The sequence below is a fragment of the Actinoplanes teichomyceticus ATCC 31121 genome (assembly GCF_003711105.1).
In the GTDB taxonomy this organism is placed as follows: domain Bacteria; phylum Actinomycetota; class Actinomycetes; order Mycobacteriales; family Micromonosporaceae; genus Actinoplanes; species Actinoplanes teichomyceticus.
Genome location: NZ_CP023865.1, coordinates 6,914,686 through 6,938,501, shown reverse-complemented (window position 1 = coordinate 6,938,501; position 23,816 = coordinate 6,914,686). Strand labels below are relative to the sequence as shown.

Annotated in this window: 23 protein-coding genes and 1 riboswitch; of the genes, 16 read left to right on the top strand and 7 right to left on the bottom strand. The window is 73.6% G+C overall.

Annotated features, from left to right (window positions below):
- Positions 1–31: 31 nt before the first annotated feature.
- Positions 32–904: a bifunctional 5,10-methylenetetrahydrofolate dehydrogenase/5,10-methenyltetrahydrofolate cyclohydrolase gene (locus ACTEI_RS30365; RefSeq protein ID WP_122980772.1), complete on the bottom strand. Its 873-nt coding sequence runs from the start codon at positions 902–904 to the stop codon at positions 32–34.
- A gap of 16 nt (positions 905–920) precedes the next feature.
- Positions 921–1,003, bottom strand: a riboswitch (ZMP/ZTP riboswitch).
- A 226-nt stretch (positions 1,004–1,229) separates the two neighbouring features.
- On the opposite strand from ACTEI_RS30365, the gene dxs reads away from it, so the two are divergent.
- The 5 genes from dxs (at position 1,230) to ACTEI_RS30340 (ending at position 7,893) form a co-directional block, all read left to right on the top strand.
- Positions 1,230–3,176: a 1-deoxy-D-xylulose-5-phosphate synthase gene (gene dxs, locus ACTEI_RS30360; RefSeq protein WP_122980771.1), complete on the top strand. Its 1,947-nt coding sequence runs from the start codon at positions 1,230–1,232 to the stop codon at positions 3,174–3,176.
- Positions 3,177–3,224: 48 nt separating this feature from the next.
- Entirely contained in the window at positions 3,225–4,550 is a 1,326-nt protein-coding gene (locus ACTEI_RS30355) for an outer membrane protein assembly factor BamB family protein (protein WP_122980770.1), read from the top strand.
- Between the two features lie 22 nt (positions 4,551–4,572).
- The gene (locus ACTEI_RS30350) at positions 4,573–5,919 is read left to right on the top strand and encodes an outer membrane protein assembly factor BamB family protein (protein WP_164466187.1); all 1,347 of its coding nucleotides are present in this window, start codon (positions 4,573–4,575) and stop codon (positions 5,917–5,919) included.
- A 79-nt stretch (positions 5,920–5,998) separates the two neighbouring features.
- Entirely contained in the window at positions 5,999–6,673 is a 675-nt protein-coding gene (locus ACTEI_RS30345; protein ID WP_122980768.1) for a response regulator transcription factor, read from the top strand.
- The gene (locus tag ACTEI_RS30340) at positions 6,670–7,893 is read left to right on the top strand and encodes a sensor histidine kinase (protein WP_372443181.1); all 1,224 of its coding nucleotides are present in this window, start codon (positions 6,670–6,672) and stop codon (positions 7,891–7,893) included. The genes ACTEI_RS30345 and ACTEI_RS30340 overlap by 4 nt, the downstream gene beginning before the upstream one ends.
- A gap of 54 nt (positions 7,894–7,947) precedes the next feature.
- Here the strand turns inward: ACTEI_RS30340 and ACTEI_RS30335 are convergent, their stop codons facing one another.
- The 3 genes from ACTEI_RS30335 to ACTEI_RS30325 all read right to left on the bottom strand — a co-directional run bounded on the left by ACTEI_RS30335 (position 7,948) and on the right by ACTEI_RS30325 (position 12,629).
- Positions 7,948–10,008, bottom strand: coding sequence for a 3-hydroxyacyl-CoA dehydrogenase NAD-binding domain-containing protein (locus ACTEI_RS30335; protein WP_122980767.1), 2,061 nt, complete (start codon positions 10,006–10,008; stop codon positions 7,948–7,950).
- Positions 10,005–11,213, bottom strand: coding sequence for a thiolase family protein (locus ACTEI_RS30330; RefSeq protein ID WP_122980766.1), 1,209 nt, complete (start codon positions 11,211–11,213; stop codon positions 10,005–10,007). The genes ACTEI_RS30335 and ACTEI_RS30330 overlap by 4 nt, the downstream gene beginning before the upstream one ends.
- 108 nt (positions 11,214–11,321) lie before the next feature.
- Positions 11,322–12,629, bottom strand: a complete 1,308-nt coding sequence (locus tag ACTEI_RS30325) for a ribonuclease D (protein WP_372443180.1) — start codon at positions 12,627–12,629, stop codon at positions 11,322–11,324.
- A gap of 146 nt (positions 12,630–12,775) precedes the next feature.
- Between ACTEI_RS30325 and ACTEI_RS30320 the strand changes: the two genes are divergently transcribed.
- Positions 12,776–13,915, top strand: a complete 1,140-nt coding sequence (locus ACTEI_RS30320; RefSeq protein WP_122980764.1) for a S1C family serine protease — start codon at positions 12,776–12,778, stop codon at positions 13,913–13,915.
- A 103-nt stretch (positions 13,916–14,018) separates the two neighbouring features.
- Here ACTEI_RS30320 and ACTEI_RS30315 read toward each other — a convergent pair whose 3' ends face one another.
- Positions 14,019–14,591, bottom strand: coding sequence for a DUF3000 domain-containing protein (locus tag ACTEI_RS30315; RefSeq protein WP_122980763.1), 573 nt, complete (start codon positions 14,589–14,591; stop codon positions 14,019–14,021).
- Between the two features lie 82 nt (positions 14,592–14,673).
- Here ACTEI_RS30315 and hemE point away from each other — a divergent pair, with 82 nt between their 5' ends.
- The 3 genes from hemE (at position 14,674) to hemQ (ending at position 18,011) form a co-directional block, all read left to right on the top strand.
- Positions 14,674–15,708, top strand: coding sequence for a uroporphyrinogen decarboxylase (gene hemE, locus ACTEI_RS30310; RefSeq protein WP_239082096.1), 1,035 nt, complete (start codon positions 14,674–14,676; stop codon positions 15,706–15,708).
- A 213-nt stretch (positions 15,709–15,921) separates the two neighbouring features.
- Positions 15,922–17,313 carry a protoporphyrinogen oxidase gene (hemG, locus tag ACTEI_RS30305; protein ID WP_122982505.1) on the top strand — a complete coding sequence of 464 codons (1,392 nt, stop codon included), beginning with the start codon at positions 15,922–15,924 and terminating at the stop codon, positions 17,311–17,313.
- Entirely contained in the window at positions 17,310–18,011 is a 702-nt protein-coding gene (gene hemQ, locus ACTEI_RS30300; RefSeq protein ID WP_122980761.1) for a hydrogen peroxide-dependent heme synthase, read from the top strand. Before hemG ends, hemQ begins: the two co-directional genes overlap by 4 nt.
- A gap of 30 nt (positions 18,012–18,041) precedes the next feature.
- Here the strand turns inward: hemQ and ACTEI_RS30295 are convergent, their stop codons facing one another.
- Complete coding sequence (locus ACTEI_RS30295; RefSeq protein ID WP_122982504.1) at positions 18,042–18,482, bottom strand: GNAT family N-acetyltransferase; 441 nt, start codon at positions 18,480–18,482, stop codon at positions 18,042–18,044.
- An 83-nt stretch (positions 18,483–18,565) separates the two neighbouring features.
- Between ACTEI_RS30295 and ACTEI_RS30290 the strand changes: the two genes are divergently transcribed.
- The 4 genes from ACTEI_RS30290 (at position 18,566) to ACTEI_RS30275 (ending at position 20,930) form a co-directional block, all read left to right on the top strand.
- Positions 18,566–18,820, top strand: a complete 255-nt coding sequence (locus ACTEI_RS30290; RefSeq protein ID WP_122982503.1) for an isoamylase early set domain-containing protein — start codon at positions 18,566–18,568, stop codon at positions 18,818–18,820.
- Positions 18,821–18,883: 63 nt separating this feature from the next.
- Positions 18,884–19,492 (top strand): NAD(P)H:quinone oxidoreductase, encoded by a 609-nt coding sequence (wrbA, locus tag ACTEI_RS30285; RefSeq protein WP_372443182.1) that lies wholly within the window; start codon positions 18,884–18,886, stop codon positions 19,490–19,492.
- Positions 19,493–19,641: 149 nt separating this feature from the next.
- Complete coding sequence (locus ACTEI_RS30280; RefSeq protein WP_122980759.1) at positions 19,642–20,442, top strand: thymidylate synthase; 801 nt, start codon at positions 19,642–19,644, stop codon at positions 20,440–20,442.
- Entirely contained in the window at positions 20,439–20,930 is a 492-nt protein-coding gene (locus ACTEI_RS30275) for a dihydrofolate reductase (protein ID WP_122980758.1), read from the top strand. Before ACTEI_RS30280 ends, ACTEI_RS30275 begins: the two co-directional genes overlap by 4 nt.
- A 145-nt stretch (positions 20,931–21,075) precedes the next feature.
- On the opposite strand, the gene msrB is transcribed toward ACTEI_RS30275, so the two are convergent.
- Positions 21,076–21,480, bottom strand: coding sequence for a peptide-methionine (R)-S-oxide reductase MsrB (msrB, locus tag ACTEI_RS30270; protein ID WP_122980757.1), 405 nt, complete (start codon positions 21,478–21,480; stop codon positions 21,076–21,078).
- Between the two features lie 73 nt (positions 21,481–21,553).
- On the opposite strand from msrB, the gene ACTEI_RS30265 reads away from it, so the two are divergent.
- The 3 genes from ACTEI_RS30265 to ligD all read left to right on the top strand — a co-directional run bounded on the left by ACTEI_RS30265 (position 21,554) and on the right by ligD (position 23,780).
- Positions 21,554–22,039: a hypothetical protein gene (locus ACTEI_RS30265; protein ID WP_122980756.1), complete on the top strand. Its 486-nt coding sequence runs from the start codon at positions 21,554–21,556 to the stop codon at positions 22,037–22,039.
- 100 nt (positions 22,040–22,139) lie between these two features.
- Entirely contained in the window at positions 22,140–22,658 is a 519-nt protein-coding gene (locus tag ACTEI_RS30260) for an LPXTG cell wall anchor domain-containing protein (RefSeq protein ID WP_122980755.1), read from the top strand.
- A gap of 96 nt (positions 22,659–22,754) precedes the next feature.
- Positions 22,755–23,780, top strand: a complete 1,026-nt coding sequence (gene ligD / locus ACTEI_RS30255; RefSeq protein WP_122980754.1) for a non-homologous end-joining DNA ligase — start codon at positions 22,755–22,757, stop codon at positions 23,778–23,780.
- Positions 23,781–23,816 lie beyond the last annotated feature (36 nt).

The window sequence follows — 23,816 nt, the reverse complement described above, 5'->3', positions numbered from 1 at the left end:
CCCGCGCGGGCGCCGGACGAGCCGGGCCCGGTCACGGGTTGGCGCGCTCGGCGGCGGCCACGGCGTTGCGGAACAGCATGGCGACCGTGGTGGGGCCGACCCCGCCGACGCGCGGGGTGATCGCCCCGGCCACCTCGGCGCACGACTCGTCGACGTCCGGCAGCAGGCGGCGGCCCTCGTAGCGGACGCCGGCGCCGATCACGACCGCGCCCGGCCTGACGTGCTCCGGCTGGATGATCCCGGGCACCCCGGCGGCGGCGATCAGGATCTCCGCGCGCCGGGTGTAGCGCGGCCAGTCCTCGACCCCGGTGTGCACGACGGTGACCGCCGCGTTCGCGGTCGGGCGCTTCTGCGCGAGCAGCATCGCCAGCGGGCGCCCGAGGGTGGCCCCGCGGCCCAGGATGACCACCTCGCGGCCGGACACCTCGATGCCGTGGTGGGCCAGCAGCGCCTCGATGCCGGCCGGGGTGCAGGGCAGCGGGCCGGGCAGGCCGACCGCGAGCCGGCCCATGTTGAGCGGGTGCATCCCGTCGACGTCCTTGTCCGGGTCGAGGGTCTGCAGCGCGGCGTCGTAGTCCAGGTGGGCCGGGATCGGGTACTGGATCAGGACGCCGTGCACGTCCTTGTCGTCGTTGAACTCGGCGATCACCCGGAGCAGGTCGGCCTGGGTGACGTCGCCGCTCAGGTGCCGGTGCGGGGACGCGAAACCGAGCTCGCCGGCCTGCTTCTGCTTGATCCGGATGTACCCGGCGCTGGCGTCGTCGTCGCCGACCAGGATGGTGGCCAGGCTCGGCTGCACGCCGCGCTCCTTGAGCCGGGCGACCCGGTCGCGGACGTCGGCCAGGACGGCCTCGGCGACGGGCGCGCCGGGCAGGAGGCGGGCGCCGGTGCTTGCGGTGGTCATGTCTTTCGCTCCTCGGCCGGGGAGCCCAGGCGGTCGACTCCCGTGAACGAGCTCCCCGATGGTTCGACCATCCTCGTGCCGCCAGTCGCTGCTTGTCTCCAGGATGCCGGATGCGGGCGCGCGCCGGGTCGGCGGGGTGGCCGGCGTGTCGTCCGGGTGGTCGAAGCTGGACATCGGCGGTGCGGTGGCCAAACCTGTGAACTCAATCACGTGTGATCGCGGTTCGCCGCCCTGTGCCGGGAAATGTGCACGTTGTGTGGAGGAATCCGACTCGGCCGTTCGCTCCAGGTCGCGAGTGGGCGGCGCCCCGATAGACTTCACGCCCATGAGCGACTCCCCCTCGACCCCGGCAGGCCTGCTGGCGAGCGTCACCGATCCCGGTGCTCTCAAGCGACTGTCCGCGGAGCAGTTGACCCTGCTCGCGGCCGAGATCCGTGACTTCCTGGTGGCCAAGGTGTCCCGGACCGGGGGCCACCTCGGTCCGAACCTCGGTGTGGTCGAGATGACCCTCGCCCTGCACCGCGTCTTCGACTCCCCCCGCGACAAGATCCTCTTCGACACCGGCCACCAGGCGTACGTACACAAGATCGTCACTGGTCGTCAGGAGGGCTTCGACCTGCTCCGCCGGCGCGGCGGCCTGACCGGCTACCCGAGCCAGGCGGAGAGCGAGCACGACCTGGTCGAGAACTCGCACGCCTCCACCGCGCTGTCCTACGCCGACGGGCTCGCCAAGGCGTTCGCGCTGCGCGGCGAGGACCGGCACGTGGTGGCCGTGGTCGGCGACGGCGCGCTGACCGGCGGCATGTGCTGGGAGGCGCTCAACAACATCGCGGCCACGAAGAACAAACTGGTCATCGTGGTCAACGACAACGGCCGGTCGTACGCCCCGACCATCGGCGGTCTCGCCGACCACCTCTCCACGCTGCGCCTCAACCCGGGCTACGAGAAGGTGCTCGACCTGGTCAAGGACGCGCTCGGCTCCACCCCGGTGGTCGGCAAACCGGTCTTCGAGGTGCTGCACGCGGTCAAGCGCGGCATCAAGGACGCGGTCAGCCCGCAGCCGATGTTCGAGGACCTCGGCCTGAAGTACATCGGCCCGGTCGACGGCCACGACCAGCAGGCGATGGAGTCCGCGCTGCGCCGGGCCAAGGGTTTCAACGCCCCGGTCATCGTGCACGCGGTCACCCGCAAGGGCTACGGCTACCGCCCCGCCGAGCAGGACGAGGCGGACTGCCTGCACGGCCCGAGCAGCGCCTTCGACGTGGAGACCGGCAAACTGCTGGCCGCGCCGTCGCTGAAGTGGACGAAGGTCTTCGCCGAGGAGCTGGTGCGCATCGCCGACGAGCGGCCGGACGTGGTGGGCATCACCGCCGCCATGGCCGAGCCGACCGGCATCGCCGCCCTCGCCAAGAAGTATCCGGAGCGGACGTACGACGTCGGCATCGCCGAGCAGCACGCCGCCACCAGCGCGGCCGGCCTGGCGATGGGCGGCCTGCACCCGGTGGTCGCGGTCTACGCGACCTTCCTGAACCGGGCCTTCGACCAGGTCCTGCTGGACGTGGCGATGCACCGGCTGCCGGTGACGTTCGTGCTGGACCGGGCCGGCATCACCGGCCCGGACGGCCCGAGCCACTACGGCATCTGGGACATGAGCGTCTTCGGCGTCGTGCCGGGCCTGCGGATCGCCGCGCCTCGCGACGCCGCCACCCTGCGCGAGGAGCTGCGCGAGGCGATCGCGGTCGACGACGGCCCGACCGTCCTGCGGTTCCCGAGCGGGGCGGTGGCCGCGGACACCCCGGCGCTGCGCCGGGTGGGCCAGGTCGACGTGCTGCGCGAGCCGGAGCCGGATGGCACCGGCCGCAAGGACGTGCTGCTGGTCACGGTCGGCTCGTTCGCCGGGCTCGGCTTGGACGTCGCGGAGCGGCTCGCCGAGCAGGGGTACGGCGTGACCGTGGTGGACCCGCGCTGGGTCCGCCCGGTGCCGGTGGAGCTGACCGGCCTGGCCGCCCAGCATCGCCTGGTGGTGACGTGCGAGGACGGCATCCGCACCGGTGGCGTGGGGGACGCGGTGGCCGCCGCGCTGCGCGACGCCGGGGTGACCGTGCCGCTGCGCGACTTCGGCGTGCCGGCCGGTTTCCACCCGCACGGCACCCGGGCCGAGATCCTGGCGTCGCTCGGGCTGACCGCGCAGGACATCGCCCGGGACGTGACCGGCTGGATGTCCCGCCTGGACGCGGGCGAGCCGGTGGAGGCGCCGCAGAGCGCGCTCTGAGGCAGAGATCGACGAGCGTCTCCGTTATCCAACCGTTACCGTAGGTGGATGGGTGCGGAGACGTTCGCCGAGCCGGTCATCATCGACCTCGGGCTCGACCGCGGGGTTCCGGAGTCCTACGAGCGGCCCCGGCGGTCCACCGCGCCGCCCTGGTTCGCCCCGGTCCTGCTGGCGGTGCTGCTGCTGGTCAGCTCCGGCGCGTCGGCGGCCCCGCCCCGGCCGCCGCTGAGCGAGCTGCTGCGGATCCAGCTGGGAGCGGCCGATCCGTACCTGGTCACCGCGGGCGGGCAGCTGCTCGCCCAGGCCTACGGGATGCTCACCGCGTACGACCTGGACAGCGGAGCGCTGCGCTGGCAGACCCGCCAGCCGGTCCCGGTCTACCGGCTGCGCACCGGCAACGGGCTGGTGCTGATGCGGCCGTGGACCACCGGCGCCGCCGAGCCGGGCACCACCGCGGTCTCGGTGGCCACCGGGGCCCGGCAGTGGCGGCACCCGCGCTCCGTGATCGCCGTCCCCGGCGGGGACGCGCTGCTCGCGGTCAGCGGGGTGCGCAGTCTCTCCGGCGCCGGCCGGCGGGTACAGGGCGCCGTCGAGGTGCTCGACCCGGTCACCGGCACGACCCGCTGGCAGGTACGGGTGCCGTCCACCGCGGTGGTGCTGGGCGTGCCCGGGTCGGCGGACACCGGCTCGCGGATGCTGATGGTCCGCGACGACCGGACCGCCGTGCTGTACGACCTGACCGGCGGCCGGGCGCTGGCCACCCGGGAGCTGCCGGCGGCGAACTACGGGCCGGACAATCCGGTGGTGGCCGGCGCGACCCTGGTGCTGCGGCACCCCGGGCCGTCCGGGATGGAGGTCTCCGCCTACGACCCGGTCACCCTCCGCCCGCTGTGGACCGAACCGGCCGACGGCACCGTCGAGGTCCGCGCCTGCGGCCTGCTCGCCTGCCTCCTCGGCGGGGCCGGCATCCGCGCGCTGGACCCGGCCACCGGCGACGAGCGGTGGCGCCACGCCGGCTGGCAGAGCGTGGCCGAACGTGGCGCCGCCCTGCTGGCCTACCCGGACAGCGACGACACCGGCCGGCCGGTCGCGCTGGTGGACAGCGCCACCGGCCGGGTGCTGGCCGACCTGACCGGGTGGCGGCCGGTGGCCGGGGCGAACCGGTCCGGCGCGCTGCTGGTGGTCCGGGACGTCCCGCCCGGCGCGCGTACCATGGTCGCGGTCGTCGACCCGGGGCACGCCCGGGTGCGCCCGATCGCCGGCCTGCCGGACGGCACCGGGGAGTGCACGGCGGCGCCGGGGCGGCTGGTCTGCCGGTCGGTCGCCGGTGAACTGGTCGTCTGGGCGTACGACGAGGCGGCCGGCGCGGCGTAGGCCGTACGGGAAAGGGTGTGGCGTGGCGCTGATCGAGCTGGACCGCGAAGCCCCGCCCGACCCGCCGCCCACCGCGCGCCCCCCGCTCGCCGCCCACCGCCGCACCGGCCTGCTGATCACGCTGGTCCTGCTCGCCGTCCTGGGTGGCGCGGCGCCCGCCGCCGGGATCTGCTGGCGCTACCTCGGCGCCATCGCCTCCGCGGCCGCCCCCGGGCCGATCCAGCTGGCCGGCGGGCAGCTCTACACGATCGACACCACCGGGACCGAACCGGCGGTGACCGCCTGGAGCCCGGGCCGTCCGCCGGCGCGGCGCTGGACCACCCGGCTGCCGGCGCGCGGCGGCCCGGCCGCCGTCCCGGTCGCCTCGGTGACCGTCCGGCCGGCCGGTGAGGTGGTGCTGCTCACCGCCGGGGTGGCCACCACCGCGGTGGACGCCGCCACCGGCCGGGTCCGCTGGTCCTCGCCGATCGCGGTGCAGGTGCTGGCCGGCAGCGGCGCGGGCGTCACCGTGGACCGGGTGTTCCGGCCCGGCACCGGCTACGACCAGGAGTCTGGCGATCCGGGACCGCTCTACTTCTCGGCCACCGGCGAGCCGCACACCGAGCCGCCGCTGCGCACCGAGGTCCGCGGAGTGGACCTGAGCGACGGGCGGACGCTGTGGACCGCCGCGCCGGGCGGCTCGGTGACCGTCGACGTGGTCCCCGGCGACGACCCGGCCGTGCTGATCACCTCGTCGGGGCGGCTCACCCTGGTGGCCGGGCGCAGCGGGCGGACGCTGCGCGAGACCGCGCTGCCGCGGTTGGCCGGGCACGGTCCGACCGGCGGATCGCTGCTCGGCGACGTCGCGCTGGTCAGCTATCGGGAGTCCGGCCGGCAGGTGGCCTTCCAGGCCCGCACGCTGCGGCGGCTGTGGCAGCGGCAGGTCCCGGACCTGGTCGCCGACCCGGCCGACTGCCAGGACGTGCTGTGCGACGGCGCGCACGGCGACCTGCGGGTGCTCGACCCGGCCACCGGCCGGGCCCGGTGGCGGGTGCAGGAGGACGTCGACCTCGCGGTCCGCGCCGGCTACGTGCTGGAGACCGATGCCGCCTCCGGTGAGCCGGTCCGGCTGACCGACCCGAGCACCGGCGCGACGCGGGTGGACCTGGCCGGTTGGACCGAGGAGGTGGCCGGGGCGCCCGACCAGCCGCTGGTGCTGCGGCGCGACGAGGGCCGTGGCGCGCAGGCGTTCGCCGCGGTGGTGCCCGGGCACGCCGAGATCCACCGGCTCGGGGTGGCCGGCACCGGGCTGGGCGACTGCCAGGCGGACGCGCGTTACCTGGCCTGCCGGGCCTCCGGCGAGCTGCGGATCTGGGCGTACCGGATCTGACTCTCGGCCCGGGAGCCGGGGTGTGCCGGTTCGGTAGCCTGCAGCTACGGCCGGGTCAGGGTGGTTACGGAGGTCTGCGGTGCGCGTGCTGGTGGTGGAGGACGAGCGGACGATGGCCGACGCGATCGCCCGCGGGCTGCGGCGGCACGGGATGGCCGTCGACGTGGCGTACGACGGCCTGCAGGGGCACGAGATGGCCTACGTGACCCGCTACGACGTGGTGGTCCTGGACCGGGACCTGCCCGGTATGCACGGCGACGAGATCTGCGCCGCCCTGGTCGAGTCCGGCGCGCTGACCCGGGTGCTGATGCTGACCGCCAGCGGCTCGGTCGCCGAGCGGGTGGAGGGCCTGCAGCTGGGCGCCGACGACTACCTGCCCAAGCCGTTCGCCTTCGACGAGCTGGTGGCCCGGGTGCAGGCGCTGGGCCGGCGGGCCACCCCGCCCGCCCCGCCGGTGTTCAGCGTGGGGAACCTGGTGCTCGACCCGGCCCGGCGCGCGGTGACCCGGGGCGGCCTCCCGGTGGACCTCACCAACAAGGAGTTCGGGGTGCTGGAGGCGCTGCTCAAGGCCCGCGGCGCGGTGGTCTCCAGCGAGGAGCTGCTGGAGCGGGTCTGGGACGCGAACACCGATCCGTTCACCACCACGGTGCGGGTGACGGTGATGACGCTGCGCAAGAAGCTCGGCGATCCGCCGCTGATCGAGACCGTGGTCGGCGCCGGCTACCGGGTCCCGGAACCGGTCGTGACCACGTGACCGTCTACCACCGGCCCGACCGGGCGGAGGGCCTGCTGCGCCGGCTGCTGCGGCCCACCCTGCGGCTGCGGCTCACCCTGCTGAACGGGATCCTGCTGGTCGCGGCCGGCGCGGTGCTGGTGGTGCTGGCCTGGCTGCTGGTCGACGAGTCCCTGCACCCGGCCGACGAGCTGCGCGCCGGCTCCACGGTGACGTTGAACGACGGCAGCACCCGGGAGGCCCGGTCCTGGCAGGCCGAGATGATCGACCAGGCCTCCGACCAGCTGCTGATCAAGGGACTGAGCGCGCTGGTCGCGATCGGCATCATCGGCACCGCCGGCGGTTACCTGGTGACCCGCCGCGCGTTGCGCCCGCTGCACACCGTCACCCAGACCGCCCAGCGGCTCGGCGAGGAGACCCTGGACCAGCGGATCCGGTACGCCGGGGCGGACGACGAGGTGGCCGAGCTGGCCCGCACGTTCGACGCGATGCTGGACCGGCTGGCGGCCGCGTTCGAGTCGCAGAAACGGTTCGTCGCGAACGCGTCGCACGAGCTGCGGACCCCGCTCGCGGTGATGCGGACCGAGATCGACGTGACGCTCAGCGACCCGGACGCCGACGTGGCCGAGTACCGGCGGATGGCCCGGGTGGTGCGCGACGCCTCGACTCGGGCGAACGGGCTGGTCGACGCGCTGCTGGTGCTGGCCCGCTCGGAGGCGCAGTCCGGCCGGCGGCTGGTCCGCAAGGTGCCGGCCGACCTGGCCACCAGCGTCTACAACGCGCTGTCCGCGGTCAAACGCGAGGCCGAACGGATGAAGCTGGAGGTCAGCACCGAGCTGGAGGCCGCGCCGGTGGTCGGCGACCCGAGCCTGCTGGACCGGCTGGCCGGCAACCTGATCGAGAACGCGATCCGGTACAACCACCTGCTCGGACGGCTCTGGCTGCGCACCGAGTCGGCCGGCGGGCAGGCCCGGCTGGTGGTCGGCAACACGGGGCACGAGGTTGAGCCGGGCGAGGTGCCCGGGTTGTTCGAGCCGTTCCGGCGCGGTGGCTGGGAGCGGACCGGGTCGCGCGGATCCGGGCTGGGCCTGTCCATCGTCCGCGCGGTGTGCGACGCGCACGGCGGCACGGTGTCCGCGATCGCCCTGACCGGGGGTGGGCTGGAGGTCACCGTCTCACTGCCGGCCGCGGACACCACACCGGTGGTGTCCGCGAGCGCGACGGTTCCCCGGGTCTCCTGACGGCGACCCGGACCGGCCGGCCCGCCCGGGTGGACCCGGGCGGGCCGGCGACGGTCAGCGGCGGACGTCCGCCAGGCCGGCCGGCAGGAAGCGCTTGCCGGTGACCTGCTCCGCGATGCCGCTGCGGTCCAGGTACGGCGTGATCCCGCCGAGGTGGAACGGGTACCCGGCGCCGAGGATCATGCACAGGTCGATGTCCTGCGCCTCGGCGACCACACCCTCGTCGAGCATGATCCGGATCTCCTCGGCCAGCGCGGCCAGGGCCCGGGCCCGCACCTCGTCGCCGGTGAGCACCGTGTCGCCGACCTCGAGCAGCTTGACGACCTCGGTGTTGATCTCGTCGTCGACCAGCAGCGGCAGGCCGGCGTCCACGATCCGCTTGAGGTTCGGGCTGTCCGCGAAACGGTCCGGGAACGCGGTGTGCAGCGTCTCGCCCACGTGGTACGCGACCGCCGGACCGACCAGCTGCAGCAGCGCGATCGGGCGCATCGGCAGGCCCATCGGGTCGAACGCCTCGTTGACCACCTCCAGCGGGGTGCCGGCGTCGATGGCCTTGAACACCTCGCTGGTGAAGCGGGTCAGCACCCGGTTGACCACGAACGCGGGGGCGTCCTTGACCAGCACCGAGGACTTCTTCAGCTCCTTGCCGACGGCGAACGCGGTGGCCAGCGTCGCGTCGTCGGTCCGCTCGCCCTTGATGATCTCCAGCAGCGGCAGGACCGCGACCGGGTTGAAGAAGTGGAAGCCGACGACCCGCTCCGGGTGCGTAAGATCCGCCGCCATCTCGGTGATCGACAGCGAGCTGGTGTTGGTGGCGAGGATCGCCTCCGGCTTGACGATCTTCTCGAACTCGGCCCAGATCTGCTTCTTCAGCTCCAGGTTCTCGAACACCGCCTCGATCACGAAGTCGGCGTCGGCGAAGACCGAGCGGTCCACCGAGCCGCTGATCAGGCCGCGCAGCTTGGCCGCGGTGCCCTCGTCCATCCGGCGCTTGCCGACCAGCTTGTCGATCTCCGCCTGGACGTACGCCACGCCCTTGTCGACCCGGGCCTGGTCCAGGTCGGTGAGCACCACCGGCACCTGCAGGCGGCGCAGGAAGAGCAGGGCCAGCTGGGACGCCATCAGACCGGCGCCGACGATGCCGACCTTGGTGACCTTGCGGGCCAGCGAGGCGTCCGGCACGCCGACCGGGCGCTTGGCGCGCCGCTGCACCAGGTCGAACGCGTACAGGCTGGCGCGCGCCTCGTCACCCATGATCAGGTCGGCGAGCGCCTCGGTCTCGGCCGCCGTACCGTCGGCGAAGGACGCCTCCTTGGCCAGCGCGAGCAGCTCCAGGGCCTTGTTCGCGGAGGGGACCGCGCCGTGCAGCTTCTCGTCCAGCTGCTGCTTGGCGAAGAACAGCACCGCGTCCCACATGTCCCGGTCGACCTCGGGACGCTCGACCGTGATCTCGCCCTTGACCACACCGGCCGCCCAGGCCAGCGAGTGCTCCAGGAAGTCGGCGGCCTCGAACAGCGCGTCGGCGACGCCCAGCTCGCGGGCCTGCTTCGGGCGCAGGGTCTTCTGGGTCAGCGGGTTCTGCAGGATCACCTGCGCCGCGCCGGCGATCCCGATCAGGTTCGGCAGCAGCTGGCTGCCGCCCCAGCCGGGGATCAGGCCGATCGCGACCTCGGGCAGGCCGAGCGCGGCCGCGCCGGTGGAGACCGTGCGGTAGTGGCAGTGCAGCGCGACCTCCAGGCCGCCGCCGAGCGCCGCGCCGTTGACGAACGCGAACGTCGGGATCTCACTGTCCCTCAGCCGGGCGAACACCCGGTGGCCCAGCACGCCCAGCTCGACGGCCTGCTCGCGGGAGGCGATCAGCGGCATGCCGGTGATGTCCGCGCCCACACAGAAGATGTACGGCTTGCCGGTGATCGCGATGAACGCCGGGTCCGCCTCGGTGGCCGCGGTGATCGCCTCGTCCAGCGACTTCAGGCCGGCCGGGCCGAAGCTGTTCGGCTTCTTGTGATCGAAGCCGTTGTCCAGGGTGATCAGGGCGACCGGCTTGTCCAGACCGGGTACCCGGACGGAGCGCAGGAGCGCCTTGGTCACTACCTCGTTCGGGTTCTCGATCACTTGTCGGAGCCTTCCTTCGCGCCTGCCCAGTTCGGGTTCTCCCAGATCACGGTGCCGCCCATGCCGATGCCGATGCACATGGCGGTGAGGCCGTAACGGACTTCGGGGTGCTCGGCGAAGTGCCGCGCGAGCTGCGTCATCAGGCGCACGCCGGAGGAGGCCAGCGGGTGGCCGATGGCGATCGCGCCGCCCCACGGGTTGACCCGGGGGTCGTCGTCGGCGATGCCGTAGTGGTCCAGCAGCGCGAGCACCTGCACCGCGAAGGCCTCGTTCAGCTCGAACAGGCCGATGTCGTCGATGGTCAGGCCGGCCTTCTTCAGCGCCTTCTCGGTCGACGGGATCGGGCCGTACCCCATGATCTCCGGCTCGACGCCGGCGTAGGCGTACGACACCAGCCGCATGGCGACCGGCAGGCCCAGCTCACGGGCGGTCGCCTCGTCGGCGAGCAGGGCCGCGGTGGCGCCGTCGTTGAGGCCGGCCGCGTTGCCCGCGGTGACCCGGCCGTGCGGGCGGAACGGGGTCTTGAGCGTGGCGAGCTTCTCCATCGAGGTCTCACGCGGTGCCTCGTCCACCGTAGCCAGGCCCCAGCCCAGCTCGGCGCTGCGGATCGCCACCGGGACCAGGTCCGGCTGCAGCTTGCCGTCGGCGTACGCCTTGGCGGTCTTCAGCTGCGAGTTGAGCCCGAAGCGGTCGGTGCGCTCCTTGGTGATGTGCGGCAGCCGGTCGTGCAGGTTCTCCGCGGTCGCGCCCATCACCAGGGCGGACGGGTCGACCAGCTTCTCGGTCAGGATCCGCGGGTTCGGGTCGACGCCCTCGCCCATCGGGTGCCGGCCCATGTGCTCGACACCGCCGGCGACGGCGACGTCGTACGCCCCCATCGCGATGCCGCCGGCGACGTTGGTCACCGCGGTCATCGCGCCGGCGCACATCCGGTCCACGGCGTAGCCGGGCACCGTCTTGGGCAGGCCGGCCAGCAGGGCCGCGGTCCGGCCGATGGTCAGGCCCTGGTCGCCGGTCTGGGTGGTGGCCGCGATCGCGACCTCGTCCACACGCTCCGGCGGGAGCTGGGGATTCCGCTTCATCAGCTCTCGGATGCAGCGGATCACCAGGTCGTCGGCGCGGGTCTCGGCGTACATGCCGCCCGCCTTGCCGAACGGGGTGCGGACGCCGTCGACGAAGACGACCTCGCGTACTTCACGGGGCACAGCAAGCCTCCTTGCGGGCGTGAACCCTAATGTGCCGGCAATGCTACTCGCCGGTAACTAGAGGCTGCCAGACCCTCCGTGTAGTTCACAAGTCGCCGTCCGCGGGGGCTATCCGGCCTCCGTGGCCGGGGCCGGCAGGACCGCGGCGAGCTGCTCGGCGATCAGGCCGACCTGCCAGTTGCGGGCCCCGAAGCCGCGCAGCGTGTCGCTGACCGTCCGCGCGGAGATGTCGTCCGGCGGCGACCAGGCCAGCCGGCGGATGAAGTCCGGGCTGATCAGGTTCTCCGGGGGCAGCCGGTAGGTCTCCGCGGTGCCCACCACCACCTGCCGGCACCGGGCCAGCCGGGCGGCGGCCACCGGGTCGCGCTCGGCCCAGCGGTGCGGCGGGGGCGGTCCCTCCACCGGCTGGTTCACCGGCAGCGCCTCGTCCGGCAGGGCCCGCGCCTGATCCAGCGCGTCCAGCCAGATCTTGGCGAGCCGGCGCACCGAACGGCCGCCGAACCCGGAGATGGCGAGCAGGGTGCGCTCGTCCTTCGGATCGGCCTCGGCCGCGGCCACGATCGCCGAGTCGGGCAGCACCCGGCCCGGCGCGGTGTCCCGGCGGGCGGCGATGCCGTCCCGGGCGTACCACAGCGCCCGGACCCGGGCCTGGGCCCGCGCGCCGCGCACCCGGTGGATGCCCGAGGTGCGCCGCCACGGATCGGCGCGCACCCGCGGCGGCCGGTCCGCGCCGGCCACCAGCGCGGCGAACTCCTCCGCCGCCCAGGCCGCCTTGCCCTGCCGGTCCAGCTCCGCGGCGAGCAGGTCGCGCAGGTCGGTGAGCAGCTCGACGTCGAGCGCGGCGTACGTCAGCCAGGACTCCGGCAGCGGCCGCGTCGACCAGTCCGCCGCCGAGTGGTGTTTCTCCAGCGAGAAGCCGAGCAGCTGCTCGGTGAGCGCGGCCAGGCCGACCCGCTCGAACCCGGCGAGCCGGGCGGCCAGCTCGGTGTCGAACAGCCGGCGCGGCTTCATCCCGAGCTCGGCCAGGCACGGCAGATCCTGGCTGGCGGCGTGCAGCACCCACTCGGTGTCGGCCAGGGCCGCGTCCAGGGTGCGCAGGTCGTCCAGCGGCAAGGGGTCGATCAGCACGGTGCCGGCGCCGGCCCGGCGCAGCTGCACCAGGTACGCCCGCTGGGTGTATCGGTAGCCGGACGCGCGTTCGGCGTCCACGGCCACGGGCCCGGTGCCCGCGGCCATCCGGGCGACGACCTCGGCCAGGTCGTCGGCGCTCTCCACGGGAGCGGGGGTGCCATCGCGGGGCGCCGTCAGGGGAACAGCCTCGGAACCGCCAGAACTCGGGCCGGGCGGCACTGCGTGCGGTCCGTCCCCTGCTGACTCCGGCGCGTCCCGACGGCGCAGGGGTGCTTCGTCGGTCACTCCGTAACCGTACGGGGGCCGCACCCGAGGCGCGCGCAGCCGGGTCCCGGCGCGCCGATTTCTCGATCGACTTCCCGGTTCAACCATTGCGCGGCCGGCTGCGTATACCCGGGTGCCACGCCGACGCCCTTGGGAGGCCGTGCCGGATGACCGCCACTTACGAGCCCTTCACCCCAGCCGGTTCGCCGCAGCCCCGCCGGGGTCGGGACCGCTACGCGGACCGGTACGACGACGGCTACCGCCGCCCGGAGGATCCGTGGGCCGGTCAGCCGGAGAGCTCCTGGGAGCCGGGCCCGGTCTGGGACGAGCCCGGCGTGGCCGAGCCGCACCGGACCGGCCGGCGGTACCACCAGCCGCCCGCGCCGCCGGCCCAGCCGGTCGCCGCGGGCCACCCGGACCCCGGCTACACCGGGCCCGGCCACCCGGATCCCGGGCACACCGGGTCCGGCTACCCGGATCCCGGCCACACCGGGCCGGACTATCCGGACCTGCGCGTGCCGGCCTTCGACGCTCCGGCGACCGGCTCCCGGGCGTCCGCCCCGGCCGGCGCCGGCCGGGGCCGGCCGGTGATCCTCGGACTGGTCCTGCTGCTGCTCGTGGTGACCGGCTGGCAGGCGTACCGGATCGAATCCATGATCCGCAGCAGCAACGACCTGGCCTCCGCGGTGGCCGGCGAGCAGGGCCGCAGCGCCCAGCTGGAGAAGGCCCTGGCCGGCGTCTTCAACCCGGAGGGCATCTCCACCGCGGTCCTGCCCAGCGTGTTCCGGGTCCGGGCCGGGGACTTCACCGGCACCGCGTTCGCGGTCGGCGCCGGAGCCACCGGCGGCAGCACCACCCTGTTCACCAACTTCCATGTGGTCGAACAGGCCTGGAACGCCGGCGGCCGCACGGTCTCCCTGGAACGCGGCGCCACCCGCATCTCGGCGACGATCGTCGAGGTGAACGAGGCCAAGGACCTCGCCCTGCTCCGCGCCAAGCAGCGGATCAAGCCGATCGGGGTGGCCGCCGGGCAGGTCCGGCCGGGCCAGCAGGTCGTCGTGGTCGGCGCTCCGCTGGGCCTCGACGACACCGTCACCACCGGCGTGATCAGCGCCTTCCGCGAGGACGACGCGGACGGCCCGACGATCCAGTTCGACGCCCCGATCAACCCGGGCAACTCCGGCGGGCCGGTGGTCAACACCAGCCGCCAGGTGGTCGGCCTGGCCACCGCCAAGGCCCGCGATGCCGAGGGCATCGGTCTGGCCATCCCGATCGCCACCGCCTGCCAGACGTTCGACGTCTGCTGACCGGTCCGCTGCCGATTTCCCGGTACGACCGGTAAGCCCCGCCCGCAGGCCGTGCGGCCGAGCCGGCGTCCGTCCCCGCGCCACCCGCCGGCTGACCGGACGGTCAGGTGGCCGGGGTGCGGTGACGGTCGGCGAGCGACGAGACGCCGGGCGGGGGCAGTCCCGCGGTCGACGACAGCATGACGCACCAGCCGCGCAGGTGCGCGGTGAGGTCGCCGGAGGTCGGGGTCCACGAGGCGCGGACCTCCAGGTCGGCGGTCGGCGGTGGGCCGGCCAGCTCGCCGAAGCGGGTCGACGCGGTCTGCGTCACCGTGCCGCCGATCGCGGTGTAGGCGGCGGCGTGCTGGTCCAGGCCGTCGGTCAGCCAGGTCCAGGCCACCGCGGGCAGCAGCGGATCGGTGGCCAGGTCCGTCTCCAGCTCCGCGGTGACCAGGGTGACCAGGCGCAGGTCGCCGCGCCAGGCGTCGTGCCCGGCCGGCTCGTGCAGCAGGATCAGCCGGCCGCTCGCGACCTCCTCGCCGGACCGCAGGACGGTGGCGCTGAGCGCGAAAGCGTAGGGCGCGAGCCGCTGCGGCGCGGCGATCTCCTCGAGCAGGATCTCCGGCCGTGGCGAGTCCGCGCGCAGCCCGGCCACCGCGCGGGTGAACGCCTCGGGAACAGCGGAGGGGGACGCCATGGGGGAAGAGTATGCCGATCTACGCCCCGGTAGCCGTCCGCCGCGCCGCCGGGCGTCCGTACTCACGTGGCACGATGACGCGGTGACGGTTCTCAGCGATTCCCCGTTCGTTCGCGCGTGCCGTGGCCTGCCCGGCCCGCACACGCCGGTCTGGTTCATGCGGCAGGCCGGGCGTTCGCTGCCCGAGTACCGCAAGATCCGCGAGGGGATCGGGATGCTCGAGTCGTGCCGCCGGCCGGACCTGGTCACCGAGATCACCCTGCAACCGGTGCGCCGGCACGGCGTGGACGCGGCCATCCTGTTCAGCGACATCGTGGTGCCGATCGCCGCGGCCGGCATCGACCTGGACATCGTGGCCGGCACCGGCCCGGTGGTCGCCGATCCGGTGCGCACCGAGGCCGACCTGGCCCGGCTGCGCCCGATCACCGCGGACGACGTGGACTTCGTCGCCGAGTCGGTGCGGCTGCTGGTCGCCGAGCTCGGCGCCACCCCGCTGATCGGGTTCGCCGGGGCGCCGTTCACGCTGGCCAGCTACCTGATCGAGGGCGGCCCGTCGCGGACGTACCTGAAGACCAAGGCGATGATGTACGGCGCGCCGCGGCTGTGGCACGCGCTGCTCACCCGGCTCGCCGACATCACGCTGGCGTTCCTGCGCACGCAGGTGGACGCCGGGGTGAGCGCGGTGCAGCTGTTCGACTCGTGGGCCGGCGCGCTCTCCGAGGCGGACTACCGCGAGTTCGTCATGCCGCACTCGGCCCGGGTGCTGGGCGGGCTGGCCGACGCCGGGGTGCCGCGGATCCATTTCGGGGTGGGCACCGCGGTGCTGCTGGAGGCGATGGGCGAGGCCGGCGCCGACGTGGTCGGGGTGGACTGGCGTACTCCGCTGGACGTGGCCACCCGGCGGATCGGTCCGGACCGGGCGGTGCAGGGCAACCTCGACCCGGCGGTCCTGTTCGCCGGCTGGGAGGTGGTCGAGCGGGAGGCCCGGCGGGTGCTGGAGCAGGGCCGCGCCGCCCCGGGCCACGTGTTCAACCTCGGTCACGGCGTCATGCCGGAGACCGACCCGGACATCCTCACCCGCCTGGTCGCCCTGGTGCACGAGGCCTCGGCCGGCTAGAGGACCAATGGCCCTGGGGCCCGGGGCCGCTGGTCGGGCACTCTTCCGGCGGGCCGTCCGGGCGTCCCGGAGGCGCCGGACACCCGCGGCGGCCCGGCGGCTGGCGCCTCCCGGCGGGGCTGAACCGGCCCGGACAACCCGGGAGAACCAGCCGAAGCTCACAGCGGCGGACCCCGCCGGGTGGGCGCGGAAGCGGCCTGGGAGGGTGGAAGCGTGCGGAAGCGGATCGCGGTCATCGGCGGCGGCATCGCCGGCCTGGCGGCCGCCGTGCGTCTGCGGGATGTCAGCCCGCCGGACACCGAGATCATCGTGTACGAGCAGAGCGGCGCCCTGGGCGGCAAACTGCGTACCGGCGAGCTGGCCGGCCTGCCGGTCGAGCGCGGCGCCGAGTCGTTCCTGAACGCCGCGGGCGACGGCGGCGACTCGCCGGCGGTGGCCTTCGCCCGCCGGCTGGGCCTGGGCGACGCCCTGGTGCACCCGGCGCCCCAGCCGGCCGCGCTGGTGATCGGCGGGCGGCTGACCCGGGTCCCGGCCGGCACCCTGGTCGGCGTGCCCGGTGACCTGTCGACGCTGGACGGGGTGGCCGTGCCGGAGCCGGACGCGGACCGCGACACCGGCCGCCCGCTGCTGGCGCCCGGCGAGGACATCGCGGTCGGCGAGCTGGTCCGCTCGCGGTACGGCGCCCAGGTGGTGGACCGGCTGGTCGACCCGATGCTCGGCGGCGTCTACGCGGGCCGCGCCGACCAGCTCTCGCTGCGCGCCACGATGCCGCAGCTGGCCCGCACCGCGGAGACCGAGCACACGCTGCGCGGCGCGGTCCGGGCGGCCCAGGCGCTGAGCAAGCGCACCCCGGGCCGGCCGGTGTTCGCGGCCGTCGACGGCGGGATGAGCCGCCTGATCGGAGCGGCCGCCGGCGCCGCCCGGGCCCGGATCAGTCTCGGGCTGCCGGTGCGGGGCATCCGCCGTACCGGGCATCGGTGGCAGCTCACGCTGGGGCCCGCACCCGAACCGCAGACCGACGACGTGGACGCGGTGATCCTAGCGGTGCCGGCGAAGCCGGCGGCCCGGCTGCTCGCCGACGTCGCGCCGGAGGCCGCCGAGACGCTCGGGGACCTGGAGTACGCCAGCGTCGCGCTGGCCGCGATGGCGCTGCCGCCGGGCACCCCGCTGCCCGAGCTGTCCGGTTTCCTGGTCCCGCCGGGGGAGGGCACGCTGGTCAAGGCGGCGACGTTCTTCACCCGCAAGTGGCCGCACCTGGCCGGGCCGGACGGGCCGGTGATCGTGCGGGCCTCGCTGGGCCGGGCCGGCGAGGAGGACCGGTTGCAGCTCAGCGACCAGGCGCTGCTCGCGATCGCCCACCGGGAGCTGGGTGAGCTGGTCGGCGGGTCGCTGCCGGCGGCGGGCGCCTCGTGGATCCAGCGCTGGGGCGGCGCTCTGCCGCAGTACGCCCCCGGCCACCCGGACCGGGTGGCCGCGGTCCGGGCCGCGTTGCCGGCCGGACTGGCGCTGGCCGGCGCCGCGGTGGACGGCGTGGGTATCCCGGTCTGTGTGGCCGGCGGCGAGCGGGCGGCGGACGATGTGAACAGTTATTTGGAGGCAGTGTGAGCGAGCAGACCAACGCGGCTCGGATCAACGAGCTGAACGCCACCATCCGCTACACGATGTGGTCGGTCTTCCGGGCGACCAGCCCGCTGCCGGCGCTGCGCGACGAGCTGGCCGGCGAGGTCGACGGGCTGTTCGAGCAGCTGGCGGCGAAGGACGTGACGATCCGCGGCACGTACGACGTGTCCGGACTGCGGGCCGACGCGGACCTGATGATCTGGTGGCACTGCAGCGACCCGGACCAGCTGCAGGAGGCGTACTCGCTGTTCCGGCGCACCGCGCTGGGCCGGCACCTGACCCCGGTCTGGTCGCAGATGGCGCTGCACCGGCCGGCCGAGTTCAACAAGAGCCACCTGCCGGCGTTCCTGGCCGGCGAGGAGGCCCGGCCGTACATCTGCGTCTACCCGTTCGTCCGCTCCTACGAGTGGTACCTGCTGCCCGACGCCGAGCGCCGGGAGCTGCTCGCCGAGCACGGCCGGATGGCCCGCGGGTACCCGGACGTGCGGGCGAACACGGTGGCGTCGTTCGCGCTCGGCGACTACGAGTGGATGCTCGCGTTCGAGGCGGACGAGCTGTACCGGATCGTCGACCTGATGCGGGACCTGCGGGCCTCCCGGGCGCGCCGGCACGTCCGCGAGGAGGTGCCGTTCTACACCGGCCGGCGGCGGTCGATCAGCGAGCTGGTCAACGCGCTGCCCTGAGCCGCCGGCCGGCGCAGGGCGGTTCCGCGCTCACCGGGCCATGGGTACGTGGGGGATGCCGTCCTCGACGTACTCCGGCCCGGTCGGGGCGAAGCCGTAGCGCGCGTAGAACCCGACCAGGTAGGACTGGGCGTCGAGCACGCTGGGCCGGCTGCCGATGATCTCCAGCGCGTGCTCCATCAGCCGGCCGGCCAGCCCGGCGCCGCGTGCGGTCTTCGCGGTCACCACCCGGCCGATGCGTTCCACTCCATGGTCATCGAGAATCCGCAGATACGCCCGCACCTCGTGATCACGGGAGAACCATAGGTGTCGGGTACCGGGTTCGGTGTCGCGGCCGTCCAGGTCGGGGTAGGCGCAGTCCTGCTCGACCACGAACACGTCGCTGCGCAGGCGGAGGATGTCGTACAGCGTGGCGGTGGTGAGATCACGGAACGAGGCGACGCGCAGCTCGTCGTGCGGTTCGGGGTGCATCGCCACAGCGTATTGCGGCGCGTCGTCACTCAGTAGCCGGTCCCGCCGTTGTAGTCAAGAGGCTACGGCCTGTGGAGGACGCCATGATCAAGCGCAGCAAGTTGTTCGGCAACAAGACCCGGGTGACCTTCTGCCTTCCGGCGGACGAGCCGTCCGGCGTGGTCAGCGTGGTCGGCACCTTCAACGACTGGCAGCCCGGCAAGCACGAGATGCAGGTGCGCCGCAACGGCACCCGCACGGTCAGCGTGCCGCTGGAGCCGGGGGACTACACGTTCCGCTATCTGGCGACCGGCGGCGTCTGGTTCGACGACCCGGAGGGCGGCGAACTGCACCTGTAGACGTTTCGCCGGGACGCTCCGGGGGATTTGCTTGAGTCGGCAAACATTCTCTGGAGGAGGGGCATCGTGGCAGACGTCAAACTGGCGATCGTCTACTACTCGGCGACCGGCACCGTGCACGCCATGGCGCGGCGCTTGCGGGAGGCGGCGGAGAAGGCGGGCGCCGAGGTACGCCTGCGTCAGGTCGCCGAGCTGGCCCCGCCGGAGGCGATCGCCTCGAACGCGGCCTGGAGCCAGCACTTCGACAGCACCAAGGACGAGCCCCGGGCCACCGCGGACGACGTCGTCTGGGCCGACGCGGTGCTGTTCGGCACACCGACCCGCTACGGCAACGTGGCCAGCCAGCTCAAGCAGTTCCTCGACACGCTCGGCCCGCAGTGGGCGCGGGGACAGCTGGCGGACAAGGCGTACGCCGGGTTCACCGCGAGCCAGACCGCGCACGGCGGCCAGGAGTCGACGCTGCTGGCGCTCTACCACACGATCTATCACTTCGGCGGGGTCGTGGTCGCGCCCGGATACACCGACCCGCTCAAGTTCGCCGACGGCAACCCGTACGGCGTCTCGCACGTCACCGGCGGCAGCAACGACGCCCCGCTGACCGAGGTGCAGCTGGCCGCGCTGGACCACCTGGCCCGACGCATCGTCACCGTCGCCGGGAGGCTGCGCGCCTAGCTCGGGGCCGGTCCGGTGCGGCCGTGCGGGCGCTCTCCCGCCGGTCGTACCGGGCCGGGGTCCGTCGTCGGGCGGGTTTTCGTGAGGCACGTTGCTTTGTGATGCGCCTTGCGGCCGGGGCGCCCGTGCCGGGCGCTACGGTTCTGGCCATGGCCGTCGACACCCAATACGAAGAACTGCTCCGGCGGGTGCTGGAGACCGGCACCCCGAAGAGCGACCGGACACAGACCGGCACCCGCAGCCTCTTCGGCGAGCGCCTGCGTTACGACCTGTCCCGGGGCTTCCCGCTGATCACCACCAAGCGGGTGCACTTCAAGTCGATCGCCGTCGAGCTGCTCTGGTTCCTGCGCGGCGACACGAACGTCCGGTGGCTGCACGAGCAGGGCGTGACCATCTGGGACGAGTGGGCCTCGGAGACCGGCGAGCTGGGCCCGGTCTACGGCTACCAGTGGCGCTCCTGGCCCACGCCGGACGGTGGCAGCATCGACCAGATCGCCGCGCTGCTCGACACGCTGCGCAGGGACCCGGATTCCCGTCGCATGATCGTCTCGGCGTGGAACGTGGGGCAGCTGGACCAGATGGCCCTCATGCCCTGCCACGCGATGTTCCAGTTCTACGTGGCCGACGGCCGGCTCTCCTGCCAGCTCTACCAGCGCAGCGCCGACCTGTTCCTGGGCGTGCCGTTCAACATCGCCTCGTACGCCCTGCTGACCCGGATGATCGCCGACCAGGTCGGGCTGGCGCCGGGCGACTTCATCTGGGTGGGCGGCGACTGCCACATCTACGACAACCACGTCGAGCAGGTGCGCGAGCAGCTGTCCCGGCCGGCGCTGCCGTTCCCGGAACTCCGGATCGCCGCGGCGCCCAGCCTGTTCGACTACCGGTACACCGATTTCACCCTGGTCGACTACCGGCACCACCCCGCGATCAAGGCGCCGGTGGCGGTGTGACCGTCCACCTGATCTGGGCCGAGGCCGCGGACCGGGTGATCGGCGCCGGCGGCGGCATCCCGTGGCACGTGCCCGGCGAGCAACGGATCTTCAAGGAGCGCACGATGGGCGCCACGGTGGTGATGGGTCGGGCCACCTGGGACTCGCTGCCGCGCCGGCCGCTGCCGGGCCGGCGCAACGTGGTGCTCACCCGGGACCGGTCCTGGCGGGCGGAGGGCGCCGACGTGGCCCACGACCCGGCTGACATCGGCGAGGACGATTTCTGGGTGATGGGTGGCGCGGCGGTCTATGCCGCCTTCCTGCCGCGGGCCGGCCACATCGTGCGTACGACGATCGACCTGCACGTCCCCGGCGACACCTTCGCGCCCGGGCTCGGCCCGGAGTGGGCGGTGACCGCCTCGACCGGCTGGCGGACCGCGCCGAACGGGGTCCGGTTCGTCGTCGAGGATCTGGTCCGTCGCGCCGGGACACCGCACGGCGGCGCGTGATCGGCACCCCGGGGTGATCACCGGCCGGTGGGCGGCGCCGGGGCCGCATCGCCGCGCGAACCCGGCCCCGTGCCGCTACGCGGTTCGGCCCCGCGTCGCTGAGTGATTCGGGGGCCGCGTCGCCGCGCGGACCCGGCCCCGTTGATCACTTCGGGTCGAGCCTGATCGACAGGCTGTTCACGCAGTGCCGAGTGTTCTTCGGGGTGAAGCCCTCGCCCCGGAACACGTGCCCGAGGTGCCCGTCGCAGCGTGCGCAGCGGATCTCGACGCGCACCATGCCGTGGCTGCGGTCCTCGATCTCCTTGACCGCGCCGGGAATCGCGTCGTCGAACGACGGCCAGCCGCAGTGGCTGTCGAACTTGGTGTCGCTCGGGTAGAGCTCCGCGCCGCAGCCGCGGCAGCGGTACATCCCCTCGGTCTTGGTGTCGACGTACTCACCGGTCCAGGGCGCCTCGGTGCCGGCCTCGCGGAGCACCCGGAACTCCTCCGGATCGAGCCGGATCCGCCACTCGTCCTCGGTGGTCGGCAGCGTGGTCTCTTCGGTTGCCATGCCGTCAACCGTACGTCGTACGCCGTCGCACCGACGGTGCGGCGACGCGCCGGGCCGCGCCGTTGAGCCGTCCATGGAAGCTGCATCCCCGACGTTCCGGCCGACCTTCCGGCAAGCGCTCGGCCACGGCCTGTATCTCGGCGCGCTGAGCGCGGTGGCGAGTGTCACGACGGGGGTGATCGCCACGCTGGCCTGGCCCGGTCCGATCAGCCCGCCCGGGTGGTCGTGGGCGGTGCTGGTGCTCGGGCCGCTGCTGCTCGGGGTGGTGCTCGGGCTCATGTCCGGGCGGCGGACCGGGGTGCAGGTGGGTGCCCGAGGCATCCGGACGTCGTCGCTGCTCGGCGAGGGCGAGGCGCCGTGGAACCGGGTGGTGGACCTGCGCGCCGAGCGGCGCGGGCGGCGCAAGGTGGTCTCGGTCTATCTGGACTCCGGCGCCAGCGTGCAACTTCACGCGCCGTACGACGGGGGATTCTTCGCGGCTGACCCGCAATTTGAGCTCAAAGTGTTCGCCTTGTCTCATTTGTGGCGTAGCCACCGTTTCGGTGGTCTTCCGAGTTGAGGACGCGCCGAGGAGGCTTTTCGTGTAAAACGGGCAATCCCCGCTAAGCTCCCGTGCGACCATGCAATCATACCTTTCAGCGACAGAACGGATACTCCTCATGAGCTTCGTACGTCGGCTGGCCGTGGGACTGCCCGCGGCCGGCGTCACCGCCCTCGCGGCGCTCGCCATCTCGTCGCCGGTCCTCGCGACCGACACCACACGGGCCGGGCATCCGGTCGTGATGGCCAGCCCGGACCGTGGCAACGCCGGTTATCAAGGCGAGCTGCCGGCCACCACGGCGCCCACCGCGACCGCCGTGCCCACCACCACCGCGCCGGCTCCGGCCACGGCGAGCCCGGACACCACCGGCGGAACCCGCGGCCAGCGCGGGTACGGTGGCGTGAGCCCGACCACGGAGCAGCCGACCGGGTCGGTGCAGTCGGCGCCCACTGGCGGGGTCAGCTCGGCCACCGCGCCGACGCCGACCGGGACGGTCAGCACCAAGGGCGCCGGTGTCAGCTCCGGGTCGCTGCCGTTGACCGGCGGGCCGGTGGGCGCGACCATCGCGGTCGGCCTGGCCCTCGTCGCGGGTGGCGCGGGCGCGCTCTGGTACACCCGGCGGCGGAAGAACGCTTGACCGGCACCCGTGTCCAATTTGCGAGGGTCACCCGCTTTTATCGGGTGACCCTCACTTCATGTTCCGGACCGCCCGGATCCGGCATATCGTCGGGACATGCCGAAAGCCGCCGCGGAAGAGCATCAGATCGCCGGCCACACCGTCCGCCTGACCAGCCCGGACAAGGTGGTCTTCGCCGGGCCGGGATACACCAAGCGAGACGTCTTCGAGTACTACCTGGCGGTCGGTGACGGCATCCTGCGCGCCCTGCGGGACCGGCCCACCACGCTGCAACGCTTCCCCGACGGCCTCGGCGGCGAGGCGTTCTTCCAGAAACGGATCCCGGCCCGCGGCGTGCCCGACTGGGTCCGGACCGCCACCATCCGGTTCCCCAGCATGCGTACGGCCCAGGAGCTCTGCCCCGCCGACCTGGCGCACGTCGCCTGGGCCGCGCAGATGGGCACCGTGGTGTTCCACCCGTGGCCGGTGCGTGGGGCCGCGCCGGACCACCCGGACGAGCTGCGCATCGACCTGGACCCGCAACCCGGGCTCGGCTTCGGCGACGTGGTGGCGGCTGCCGGGGTGGTCCGCGAGGTGCTCGACGAGCTGGGCTGGACCGGCTACCCGAAGACGTCCGGCGGGCGGGGCGTGCACGTCTACGTCCGGATCGCGGCGCGGTGGGACTTCGTCCAGGTGCGCCGGGCCGCGATCGCACTGGCCCGGGAGGTGGAGCGGCGCCGGCCCGACGCGATCACCACGGCGTGGTGGAAGGAGGAGCGCGGCCGGAAGGTGTTCCTGGACTACAACCAGATGGCGCGGGACCGCACCATCGCCTGCGCGTACTCCCTGCGGGCCAACGCCCGGGCCACCGTCTCCACCCCGGTCACCTGGGACGAGCTGACCCGGGTCGAACCGGACGACTTCGACCTGCGGACCGTGCCGAAACGGATCGCCACGGTCGGCGACCCACACGCCGGGATCGACGACACCGGGCACGACCTCACGCCGTTGCTGGAGTGGGTGGAGCGGGACGAGCGGGCCGGGCTGGGGGACATGCCGTACCCGCCGGACCACCCCAAGATGCCGGGGGAGCCCAAGCGGGTCCAGCCGTCCAAGGACCGTGACCGCAGGACGGCACCCTGATCTCACCATTGCGGCTTGACGCTCTGGTGGCGGTTT